This window comes from Oleiphilus sp. HI0128 (genome assembly GCF_001635365.1).
In genome coordinates, this window is record NZ_LWGG01000841.1 from 1 (window position 1) to 11,320 (window position 11,320).

The window sequence follows — 11,320 nt, forward strand, 5'->3', positions numbered from 1 at the left end:
AGCTCACCAATGTAATGAGAATATCTGATCGCAACATCGTTGCGCCATTCTTTAGCGCCAGATTCGTAAAACGCTTCATCATTGCTTACAGTCACGGGGGTAGCCGACAAGCGACCATCTTCACCAACAAAGGTTCTTTCGCGAAAGTAAGGTAGCCAGAAAAGATCTACCGTTCCCCAGTCTCGTTCAAGTGAAAACTTAAGCATCGCCTGACCGAGTTTGTCTTCGCCATCAGGGTTTTCGACGCTGTCACTTTGATTAACGATATCAACGAGGTGCATAGACTCAGTGACACCCCAAAACACCTTTCCGACACCCGCCTGCAACTCCCAAGAATCACCGTAGTAGGTCCAGAGCGCTTCGCGTAAATCGAAATGTGTTCGCTCATCGTCTTCAAAGTCATAGCGACCAAATACCTTGGCTACAAACTCTCCTTGACCTAATGATGTATCGAATTCTATCTGCCCACTTAGCGAGCTTTGAAATTGACTCTGGCCGGCCAAACCCTCTTCCACAAAAGTACGTGTCTGAAAACCTAATTCACCTTCAACACTCGCGCTGGCATTACCACTACTAAGCACTAAAGCACTCGTAAGAAGCAATGTAGAAGTTTTGTGGAAGATAGAATTTATTTTTGTTGTCGATAGATTCAAGTTTTCGCCCGCCTTTAACTGTGCATTTTCGATACATCATGCATCGGTAAAAAATGGCTTTCAATAAAATATATGGAAAAGTTCTTTCCAAAACATTTACAAAACGCATTTTACTGTATACATTTACAGTTACTGGTTATTCACACAGATAAATATTAACTCAACCTAACGGACTACATGGCATGCTAAAGCTCACCAAGAGACAAAGCGAAGTATTGCAGCTCATCAAACAAAATATTGATGAAACAGGCTACCCACCTACTCGCGCGGAGATAGCTTTGGCACTTGGCTTTCGCTCTGCCAATGCAGCAGAAGACCATATTAAGGCACTAGCCAAGAAAGGGGCGATCGAGATTGTTCCCGGAGCCAGCCGTGGCATTCGCTTACCACAAAGCGATATTCCCGAGGGTTTACCGATTGTTGGTCAAGTCGCTGCTGGTAACCCGATTTTAGGTGAGGAAAATATCGAAGACTACTGCACACTTGCGCCAGAGTTTTTCTCTCCTTCTGCTGACTACTTATTACGCGTCAGAGGTGAAAGCATGAAGGACATCGGCATACTCGACGGAGATTTGCTTGCAGTCCATAAAACCGAAACAGCTCGAAATGGGCAAATCGTCGTTGCCAGAGTGGGCGAAGAAGTAACGGTTAAACGTCTCAATAAAAACAAACACATCGTTGAGCTTATTGCCGAAAATGAAGAGTTTGATCCCATCGTGATCGATCTGAGAGAACAAGATGTAGTAATTGAAGGCCTGGGCGTAGGCGTTATCCGTAAGGAGGGTATCCAATGAAGCAGCTATCTATTTATGAGTCAGACTATCTTGACGACCTGAATACTATTAACCAATTTGGCCAAAGCCCGGTACAGCTAACTTACCCTGCTCAGCCTTTAAGTTCTTCAACTTCTGGCGCCTCTCTAAGCAACGAGCAGACTGAGCATGTCGCAGCAAATGTCACGGAAATTATCATCGCTAAAGATAAGGCTGACAGCATTCAAATGGTTCTTCCTATGCTGAGCCAGTTAAATCAGGAGCAACGCTGGCTTGCCTGGATTGACCCGCCTATTCAACTGCTCAAAAAGTGGCAAGAACAACACCAGGGGCTTGCAATGGAAGAAATTATGATTCTTCGATCGTCTGAGTCTATATCAGCCATTGAGTTAAGCAAACGCGCACTTGAAGCAGGCACCTGCCACGCAGTAATTGCCTGGACAAACTCCCTATCAAATGAAGAGTTTGACTCGCTTGAGGAGGCATCTGCAAAAGGAAATAGCCATGGAATAGTACTACGTTCCAGATAATCACCTTTGTACGCAACATATAAAGTTTTCTACTCGTTTTCTGTTAGTCGCTAGCCCTCGCACTTAGTGACCACTATTAAAGTTTCAAGGATCGAAACTTATTTTTCTCAAGCCAATACTATAAGACCTATAAGAAGATTTTCCGTCACAGCAATTATCCCATTATTAAGCCATTAGCATTATTACTTTTCCATATTTAGAAAAGTTATTCTTAGCTTCAAATATCTTTATTCATTGTATTCACACTGTTCAAAGCGTAGTATTCTAAATTCATGACCGCCGGTCACAACCTTTAAGTATAGTTATCATGCTCGCTACAGGCATTCTGCGGCAATAGAAACATTAGGTAGGTTACGCTATGATTGAACGCATAAGCCATTTTCTTGTTAAGTTTCGCTTACTGGTGGTATTCGCCTCATTGCTTGTGGTATTTCTTGCCGCCACAGGTTTACCGCAAACAAAATTTAGCTCCGACTACCGGATTTATTTTAGTGATGATAATCCCCACCTAAAAGCCTTCGAAGATTTACAGGCAACCTTTACAAAAAGTGACAACGTCATGTTTGTCCTCGCCCCCCAAGATGGCCATATATTTACTCGAGAGACTTTAAGCATCATTGAAGAGCTTACCGAAATGTCTTGGCAACTTCCCTACTCAATACGCGTGGACTCTATTACCAATTACCAACACACTATTGCAGAAGACGATGACCTTTTGGTAGACAACCTGGTTACAGATGCAAGCAATTTATCGAGCAGTGAAATTGCGTACGCAAAGAGTGTCGCACTCAATGAGCCCTCAATTGCCGGGCGCCTCATCGCCGCTAACGCCGATGTTACCGGCGTCAACGTTTCTATGGAAATGCCTGGGCTGGATCCTAGTAAAGAAACACCCGAAGTAGCCGCTGCAGCCTACGAGATTCAAGCTCATTTAAATCAAAAGTATCCCGACCTGACTGTATATGTGACCGGACAAATCATCTTTGACAATGCCTTCAAAGATGCGGCGATGTATGACTTATCGCATATCGTCCCCTTAGCATTTTTGATCGCCATCACCTGCATTGCGATCTACATGTTTGCTGCAAGCCGGAGCATCATTACGGTCTTCTCAGGTAGCTTTTCCATCATAGTTGTCATTATTACTTCAATCCTATTCGCGCTTGGTATCTCTGCGTGGCTGGGTATGGATATCACCACCGCATCCGCCAATGCACCAACAATGATTCTGACACTAGCAATCGCCGATTCGATTCATATCCTGGCATCTTTCTTCCAGCAAATGCAGTCAGGGAAAACCAAGGCTCAGGCTGTTATCGAAAGCTTACGTATCAATCAGCAACCCGTTTTTTTAACCAGTGTCACAACCGTAATTGGTTTCTTGTCTCTGAACTTTAGCGACTCCCCTCCCTTCCGGGACTTAGGAAATATTGTCGCCTTAGGCGTAATTGGTGCATGGGGATTCTCTGTATTGCTACTGCCTGCACTCATTATGCTTCTGCCATTCCGAGTTCAATCACGCGAGCATAAAGAAGGCGGCTGGACAGTTACGCTATCAAACTGGGTCATCAAACACTCTAAACGTCTACTCATTGGCACAATGGTTATTATGGCTGGCAGCATTTCTTTCTTACCTCAAAACGAATTGAATGACGTATGGGTCGAGTATTTTGACGAGCCAATGAGACAAAGACAGGCAGCTGATTTTACCAGAGAAAGGCTCACCGGCTTAGGCTACATATCCTTTATTGTTGAAGCCGAGGAAGAAGGTGGAATCAACGAGCCTGAGTATTTGGCAAACCTTGAAAAGGCAGCAAACTGGTTAAAGCTTCAACCAGAAGTTCAACACGTCTCGACCTTTACTGATGTCATGAAGCGTCTGAACAAAAATATGCATGGTGATGACCCTAGCGCATATAAACTCCCTGATAATGCAGAGCTCGCCTCACAGTATTTATTACTTTATGAAATGTCACTCCCTTACGGACTCGACTTGAACAACCAAGTGGACATCAACAAAGCCAAGACTCGTTTAACAGGCTATCTAGCGAAAACATCTACTTCGGAGCTTCTCGCTTTGGAAGAACGTGCTCAGAGCTGGTTTTCCGAAAATATTCCTAGCCTTAAATTTTCCCACGGGATAAGTAGCGATATCATGTTCGCTCATATTGGTCAGAATAACATTCGCTCCATGCTACAAGGTACATTTATCGCTTTAATCATTATCTCTGTTGTGTTGGCTTTCAGTTTACGCTCTGCATATTACGGCTTTGTTAGCCTACTTCCCAATCTCCTTCCGGCCTTAGTTGCTTTTGGTGTTTGGGGAATGACCGTTGCACAAATCGGTATTGGACTATCTGTTGTATTCGGAATGACCTTGGGGATCGTCGTCGACTACACCGTTCACTTTTTAAGTAAATTTTTACGTGCCAAGCGAGAGAATCAGCTATCTACCGAGGATGCGATTCGCTATGCCTTTAGTACAGTTGGCGTTGCGCTGTTGGTCACCACATTTATTCTATTTGCGAACTTTGCTGTATTAGCTATATCCAACTTCTCTATGAACTCCGATATGGGACTGATGACGGCCGTAACCATCGTTGTCGCTTTACTTGTTGATTTTTTCTTCCTTCCACCGCTTTTACTGTTTTTGGTTGGAAGTAAACGTAAAAAAGCTAAGCAAGATTTAACAATCGATGATCAAGGTATCCTAGATCAAAGAGCACCCTTAAATGGCTAAGTCACCTAAAAAGGTAACTCAACAAACTGATAGTGCTACTTTCTACTCATGGAAAGTACCGTTCCAAACGAAGTAAGGGATTTCAGTTTAACTAATCGACATTTTCGTATCTAATAGGCGCTAGCTTCTAGCATCATCATATAGTTTCTCAATGATGCTGCTGCAGTGCCAACTAACAAGATAACAAGACCGAGGACAATATCCATGCTATCTAACCTTTCTGCTCGCGGTGTAAAGAAATCCATCGCGATATTATCCTGCTTTACTGCCTTGAGCCTCTCAGGCAACACCTTTGCAGAAACACCTCAAGAAAAAGGTTTAGCTATCGCCATTGAATCTGATAAGCGAAACACTGGTTGGAAGGACTCTACTGCTGACATGACGATGACCTTACGCAACAAACGTGGTGAAGAAAGTGTTCGTGTTTTGCGCGTAAAATCCCTCGAAGTCGAAAATGATGGTGACAAAGGCTTAACCATATTTGATGAGCCTAAAACTGTTCGTGGTACTGCTTTACTGACGTTCTCGCACAAAGTTGATGCGGATGATCAGTGGTTATTCCTACCAGCACTAAAGCGTGTTAAGCGAATCGCGTCTAAAAACAAGTCTGGCCCATTCATGGGAAGTGAGTTTGCCTTCGAAGACTTAAGCTCACAAGAAGTTGAAAAGTATAGCTATGAGTACTTAAAAGACGAAGCGTGTGGCACAGAAACCTGCTTTGTTGTTAAACGCTTCCCAACAGATAAAAACTCTGGCTACACAAGCCAAATTGCCTGGATCGACCAGAGTGAATACCGCGTCCATAAAATTGAATTTTATGACCGTAAAAAAGCGCTACTAAAGACCCTCAACTCTAGTGATTACAATCAATATCTTGACCAATACTGGCGCCCGAATGTGATGAAGATGCAGAATCACCAGACAGGTAAAAGCACTGACTTAATCTGGAGCAATTTTCAGTTTTCTACCGGGCTAAGTGATAGTGACTTCACCAAGAACAGCTTGAAGCGCGCTCGCTAGTCTAATTTCCGCTCTATTGACCTAAACAGCACTGCAAAAAATGTACATCCAGTCACAGATAATGTGATTGTTTGTACATTTTTTCTTTTTTAGCTGCATAAACATCGCCCTGTCATACTCTCGCGTCTATACTGGCATCTTCATATTTTTAATAAAATAATACAGAACTAACCAGTAACACAGGCAGCACCCGAACTATGCAATCATTTCACGCTCCAAACCGCATCTTAATGGGCCCTGGCCCGTCAGATGTTTCCGAAAGAGTACTTAAAGCACTATCTCAGCAAACCATCGGTCATATGGACCCTAGCTTTGTATCGCTAATGAATGAGATAAAATCTCTTCTTCAGTACGTTTTCCAAACCAAAAACGAACTTACGATTCCGGTATCTGCACCAGGTTCATCTGGTATGGAAACCTGCTTTATGAATATGGTTGAGCCGGGTGACAAAATTCTTGTCTGCATTAACGGCGTATTTGGCATGCGCATGAAAGAAGTCGCGACTCGCGCAGGCGCTCAGGTTGAAGCCATCGAATTTGAGTGGGGCGAAGCTGTTGAGCCAGAAGTAGTAGACCAGAAGCTTTCAGAAAATCCTGATATTTCAATGATCGCTTTTGTTCACGCTGAAACCTCTACCGGTGTTCGCTCTGATGCAAAAGCCTTATGTGCAATAGCTCAACAACATAACTGTCTTTCAATCGTTGATGCCGTCACCTCTTTAGGCGGTTCTGATGTTCAAGTTGATGACTGGGGCATAGACGCAATTTATTCAGGCACTCAAAAGTGCTTATCTTGTATCCCAGGTCTCTCTCCGGTCAGTTTTAGCACTAAAGCAATTGAAAAGATCAAAGCCAAAAGCTCTAAGAACTACAGCTGGTTCCTCGATCTAAACCTGGTCATGGACTATTGGGGTGAAGGTGCTAAGCGTACTTATCACCATACTGCGCCAGTTAACAGTTTGTATGCACTACACGAATCGCTATTAATTCTTAAAGAAGAAGGTTTGGAAAGCGCTTGGGAACGTCATGAGCTGCACCATAAGGCACTGGTTGCTGGTCTAGAAGCGCTCGGCATTGAAATGCTAGTGCCTAAAGATATTCGCCTATCTCAACTTAATGCAGTGAAGATTCCAGAAGGTATTGATGATGCGACTGTTAGATCAACACTACTTAACCAGTACGACTTGGAACTTGGTGCAGGGCTAGGTAAGTTTGCTGGCAAAGCATGGCGAATCGGCTTAATGGGCAATGGCTGTAATCGTAAAAACGTTGATTACTGCGTTAGCTCTTTAGGCGCGGTGCTTAACGAACTTGGACATAGCTGCGATGTCGACGCTGCAATGTCTGCAGTAGAGAATGCATACCCATAACCCAATAGACAGGGCTAGGGTATGAGTAATCCACTCCTACCCTAAGCTTTGTATCTCAAGCAAAGCGAAATGAAAAAACTCCTTTTGGTCGCCCACAGCCCGTCTGAAAATACACAAGCCTTACAACAAGCTCTGTGCCAGGGTGTCATCAGCCAAGCTCTTGAGCAAGTTGAATTCAAGTCGAAAACTCCTTTTGAAACACAAGCAGAAGATGTACTAAGTGCAGACGCCATTATACTCGGCACTACCGAGAATCTAGGCTACATGAGTGGTGCCCTCAAAGATTTCTTCGACCGTTGCTATTACCCATGCTTAGAAGCGAAACAAGGCTTACCCTGTGCCGCGTATATTAGAGCCGGTCATGATGGCACAGGTACAATTCGTGCTCTCGAAACCATTACCACTGGCCTTAAGTGGCGATGGGTACAGGAGCCCCTTTTACTAAAAGGCGCTTACCAAAAAGAGTTTGAGAGCCATTGCTCGGAATTAGGTGGCGCAATGGCATGTGCACTTGATCAGGGAATCATTTAGAATCTATTTCATTCCAATACCGATTTAATAAAAGGCAAATCACCCGTGTTAAAAATCATTGTTGTCATACTTGTTGTTGCACTTGCAGCATTCATCGTCCACCGCACTAATCAAAACAAAAAGCTAGCCGTTGAGAATCAACAATTAGGCAGTGAGTTTCTTGCCCAAAACATGACCAAAGAAGGCGTTGTCACAACCGAGTCGGGTCTTCAATATAAGGTACTTCAAGCCGGTACGGGAGAAGCCCACCCTACTGCAAACGATAAAGTTAAAGTTCATTATCATGGCACCTTAACTGATGGCACTGTCTTTGATAGTTCCGTAGCTCGCGGACAACCTATCTCTTTTGGCTTGAATCAAGTTATCAAAGGCTGGACTGAAGGTCTGCAACTTATGGTGGTTGGCGAGAAGACCCGATTATTTATTCCGAGCGAACTTGGCTACGGAAATAGAGCTGCTGGCGCCATCCCGGCTGGCTCGGTACTAATTTTTGATGTTGAGTTGCTTGGCATCAATGAATAAACAACTATAGTGAGATATAACTACTCGTAACAGAACAATTACGAGTCTTTTTAAGATAACGGAGAATAGAATGAAGCTTGTTACTGCGATAATCAAACCTTTTAAACTTGATGATGTACGTGAAGCACTATCAGAAATCGGTGTTCAGGGTATAACAGTTACTGAAGTTAAAGGATTTGGTCGCCAGAAAGGTCATACAGAGTTGTATCGTGGCGCTGAGTACGTTGTAGACTTTCTACCAAAAGTTAAACTAGAAGTAGCGATCAGTGAAGATATGCTAGATAAAGTTATCGAAGCGATGACAAATGCAGCCAATACTGGAAAGATCGGCGACGGCAAGATATTTGTTTCATCACTTGAGCAAGTGATTCGAATCCGTACTGGCGAAACCGGTAGTGACGCTGTATAGATAAGCCTATAATGCGAGTAGTGAGCTACTCGCATTAGCTCAGCTTCAAAGCAGCTAACTAAAAGGAGGCACAAATGAAACATCCAACAAGATGGGTATTCATTCTAAGCTTTCTTCTTTCTTTACAAGCCTCTCTTAGCTATTCACAAGAAAAAACTTCACACACCTCTCCCGACAATAAATCTACTATCATTCTTGGCTATAAAGAAGGCAGCAAACCGCCCTATATCGGCAACAAAAATGATAATAGCGGTGCATACCGAGAACTTTTCTCTAAAGCAGCAGAGATGATAGGACTCTCACTTGAAATCGTAAGGTTACCTAAAAAACGTGTTTATCATCACCTTAAAGAAGGTGATATCGATTTCTATCCTTCGTCTGGTTTTTCAGAAAAAAGATCACAGTTTTTATATTGGCTGGACAATGGCTTTCTATCGAAACAAGCCTTAGTCTCAGACATTACAGACTTCGAAATAAAAGACTTTGAGAAGGCGAAAGGTACTTTGCTTGTCCCTTTAGGAGGTAGTTCCGCTGAATATGCCAAAGGCGCTCCTCAAGTAAGTATTCAGAAAATGGGCAAATTGCCTATTGATAAAGCAATTCAGGCACTGAAACTAGGTAGAGGTAATTTCTATGTATATGATATAGATATCTTGGATTATTACTTAAAACGAAACCGCATTAAGCAGTTTAGTGACATTGGCCTACGGCTTCACCCAAATGCAATTGAGAAGGAATACTCTTCGTTAAAAGCGGCCTTCTCTATTAACTCAAAACACTTTAAGCAACAACAAAATAGCAGATTTGATAAAAACAGCGCTTTAGGCTTTAACAATCAAAAAACCAGCCCCCATAAAGGTTCCGTTGCTTATCAATTCCAACAAGCATTAAAGCACTTACAAGAAAGCGGATATACTCAGACGGTTTATCAAAAATATTTTAAGTAATTAGAAAGAGGCTCACTATAAGCAAGCCCTCACTAGTAAAGAGGTCGGCTATGCTAAAGCTTTAGCATTTCTCAATAATTCTCTTGCCCGCTCTACAACCGGCAAATCAATCATCTTGCCTTTATATTCAACGGCTCCCTTGCCTGCAGCCAAGCCTGCTTCAAATGCAGCAAGCAAACCTTCAGCATGTTCTACCTCTTCCGCGCTAGGCGTCAATACTGCATTAATGACTTCTACTTGCTTAGGATGAATACAGAAGGCTCCTACAAAACCTAGCTGCTTGGCAAACTTAACCGTTTCAGTAAATGCATCAATATCGCTGTAGTCAGCTATCGAACCTGGAAAACCCAAAGGCATAATGTTGGCACGACGACAAGCAAATGCCAGCACCTGATTTGGCAGCAACAAGGTTTGAGGAAGTGGCTGCATGCCAGCTGTCGCCGAGAAATCTTCAGAGCCTAAAGTCATCGCCACAACACGCGGGTCTGCTGAGGCGATTTCATCCAGTTTGGGTAAAGCATCAACCGACTCAATCATTGCAATAATCGCTGTATGCCCTTGAGGAATATTTCGCTCCTGTTCCAATTTAGAAATCTTAGCGGCGAACTTCCGTAACTGGTCAGCAGACTCAACCTTTGGCACTACAATCGCGCTAACATGCTCACTGACCGACGCGACAACATCGTCCATGGCAAAGCGCTCATCAAGGTTGATTCTTACCAATGCAGCAGCACCATCCTGGCTAACCGTTTTCGCAGCCGGGACCACATACTCTCGAGCTTCTGCTTTTTGCTCTAGCGGAACACTATCTTCCAAGTCCAGAATATAAGCATCAGCACCACGCGTATGCGCTTTGGCGACGAATTTCTCAATGTGCACAGGGATAAACAAGGCCGTACGCCAGCCTGGGTAGTCTAATTTCTTCATTTTATTCTCGCTCACGAATCCTTAGGCCAAACTTGCTTTAATTGTCATACAAGTAAAACCATCATTATCAGCAGACCATAGGGATAAATCATCGCCATCCCGCTTACCAGACACGGTAAACACCGAGGTATCAAACGTCGGTCTAACCGCTCGGAACTTGAAGGTTTTCAAAGATTTATCGGCAATATTATGACGTTTAAGTTCTAACAATAAAGTCACCAGCAATGGCCCATGAACAACCAAGGCAGGATACAGCTCTTCGTTTACCGCGTAGTCGCGATCATAATGAATACGATGGCCGTTATAAGTCAGCGCCGAGTAGCGGTATAGCAACACTGGGTTTGGCGTGATTTCTTGCGAAAAATCGGCTTCAGAAAGCGCAGGCTTGCCTGGTGGCAACTCAGCTCTTTCTGTTGGTTGCTCCCGGTAAACAATATTCTGTACCTGGCTGATACACAGCTCACCCGCTTGTGAAATATCATGGCGAACATTAACGAAAACCAACACGCCGGTACTACCCGTTTTAAGTTCAACAGATTCAATCGTCGATAATCGAGAGGCCGGCTGGCCAATAATCAAAGCCTTATGACACTCAACCTCACCGGCCGCCCACATCCTGCGAGGAAGTGGTACAGGGGGTAAAAAGCCACCTTTATCCGGGTGCCCATCAACACCTGTTGCACTGGCTTTTGGCGTTGGCAGAAAATACATCCACTCCCAAAATGGAGGTAAGGCATCACCTTTCTCGGGTAGAGTCTCGTTATCAAGTGCCGCAGCCAAAGCTTGCGCCTGAAAAAGACTAATATCATCTTCTTTGGTTTCTTGCTTTCCTACCCACTGCTGCAAGTACTCAATATCTATATCGCTCATAGAGACTCCCTTGGATCTTTTATAGCTA

The 11,320-nt window shown here is 43.7% G+C and carries 11 protein-coding genes and 1 pseudogene; 9 read left to right on the plus strand and 3 right to left on the minus strand.

Going from position 1 to position 11,320, the window contains the following annotated elements; all coding sequences use genetic code 11:
• A pseudogene (locus A3763_RS12950) lies at positions 1 to 581 on the minus strand (hypothetical protein); the annotation flags it as partial.
• Between the two features lie 254 nt (positions 582 to 835).
• Here A3763_RS12950 and lexA point away from each other — a divergent pair.
• The 9 genes from lexA (at position 836) to A3763_RS12995 (ending at position 9,495) form a co-directional block, all read left to right on the plus strand.
• Positions 836 to 1,447 carry a transcriptional repressor LexA gene (lexA, locus tag A3763_RS12955; RefSeq protein ID WP_068511122.1) on the plus strand — a complete coding sequence of 204 codons (612 nt, stop codon included), beginning with the start codon at positions 836 to 838 and terminating at the stop codon, positions 1,445 to 1,447.
• Positions 1,444 to 1,956 carry a cell division inhibitor SulA gene (locus A3763_RS12960; RefSeq protein WP_068633773.1) on the plus strand — a complete coding sequence of 171 codons (513 nt, stop codon included), beginning with the start codon at positions 1,444 to 1,446 and terminating at the stop codon, positions 1,954 to 1,956. Before lexA ends, A3763_RS12960 begins: the two co-directional genes overlap by 4 nt.
• 358 nt (positions 1,957 to 2,314) lie before the next feature.
• Entirely contained in the window at positions 2,315 to 4,696 is a 2,382-nt protein-coding gene (locus A3763_RS12965) for an RND family transporter (RefSeq protein WP_068634465.1), read from the plus strand.
• A gap of 204 nt (positions 4,697 to 4,900) precedes the next feature.
• Entirely contained in the window at positions 4,901 to 5,716 is an 816-nt protein-coding gene (locus tag A3763_RS12970) for an outer membrane lipoprotein-sorting protein (protein ID WP_068515813.1), read from the plus strand.
• A gap of 197 nt (positions 5,717 to 5,913) precedes the next feature.
• Entirely contained in the window at positions 5,914 to 7,086 is a 1,173-nt protein-coding gene (locus A3763_RS12975; RefSeq protein ID WP_082865477.1) for an alanine--glyoxylate aminotransferase family protein, read from the plus strand.
• Positions 7,087 to 7,155: 69 nt separating this feature from the next.
• Complete coding sequence (locus tag A3763_RS12980; RefSeq protein WP_068509571.1) at positions 7,156 to 7,617, plus strand: flavodoxin family protein; 462 nt, start codon at positions 7,156 to 7,158, stop codon at positions 7,615 to 7,617.
• Positions 7,618 to 7,662: 45 nt separating this feature from the next.
• Positions 7,663 to 8,139, plus strand: a complete 477-nt coding sequence (locus A3763_RS12985) for an FKBP-type peptidyl-prolyl cis-trans isomerase (RefSeq protein WP_068509573.1) — start codon at positions 7,663 to 7,665, stop codon at positions 8,137 to 8,139.
• A 70-nt stretch (positions 8,140 to 8,209) separates the two neighbouring features.
• Entirely contained in the window at positions 8,210 to 8,548 is a 339-nt protein-coding gene (gene glnK / locus A3763_RS12990) for a P-II family nitrogen regulator (RefSeq protein WP_068509576.1), read from the plus strand.
• A 74-nt stretch (positions 8,549 to 8,622) separates the two neighbouring features.
• Positions 8,623 to 9,495: an ABC transporter substrate-binding protein gene (locus A3763_RS12995; protein WP_068634464.1), complete on the plus strand. Its 873-nt coding sequence runs from the start codon at positions 8,623 to 8,625 to the stop codon at positions 9,493 to 9,495.
• A gap of 48 nt (positions 9,496 to 9,543) precedes the next feature.
• Here A3763_RS12995 and A3763_RS13000 read toward each other — a convergent pair whose 3' ends face one another.
• Entirely contained in the window at positions 9,544 to 10,422 is an 879-nt protein-coding gene (locus tag A3763_RS13000) for a CoA ester lyase (RefSeq protein ID WP_068634463.1), read from the minus strand.
• Between the two features lie 21 nt (positions 10,423 to 10,443).
• A partial coding sequence (locus tag A3763_RS13005) for a hypothetical protein (protein WP_231872193.1) occupies positions 10,444 to 11,320 on the minus strand: 877 nt, incomplete at its 5' end.

Excerpts from the sequence above, each read along its gene's own strand:
- A3763_RS12965 (WP_068634465.1), top strand. The coding sequence starts at position 2,315 with ATGATTGAACGCATAAGCCATTTTCTTGTTAAGTTTCGCTTACTGGTG.
- A3763_RS13000 (WP_068634463.1), bottom strand. The coding sequence starts at position 10,422 with ATGAAGAAATTAGACTACCCAGGCTGGCGTACGGCCTTGTTTATCCCT.
- A3763_RS12995 (WP_068634464.1), top strand. The coding sequence starts at position 8,623 with ATGAAACATCCAACAAGATGGGTATTCATTCTAAGCTTTCTTCTTTCT.
- glnK (WP_068509576.1), top strand. The coding sequence starts at position 8,210 with ATGAAGCTTGTTACTGCGATAATCAAACCTTTTAAACTTGATGATGTA.
- A3763_RS12970 (WP_068515813.1), top strand. The coding sequence starts at position 4,901 with ATGCTATCTAACCTTTCTGCTCGCGGTGTAAAGAAATCCATCGCGATA.
- A3763_RS12975 (WP_082865477.1), top strand. The coding sequence starts at position 5,914 with ATGCAATCATTTCACGCTCCAAACCGCATCTTAATGGGCCCTGGCCCG.
- lexA (WP_068511122.1), top strand. The coding sequence starts at position 836 with ATGCTAAAGCTCACCAAGAGACAAAGCGAAGTATTGCAGCTCATCAAA.
- A3763_RS12980 (WP_068509571.1), top strand. The coding sequence starts at position 7,156 with ATGAAAAAACTCCTTTTGGTCGCCCACAGCCCGTCTGAAAATACACAA.
- A3763_RS12960 (WP_068633773.1), top strand. The coding sequence starts at position 1,444 with ATGAAGCAGCTATCTATTTATGAGTCAGACTATCTTGACGACCTGAAT.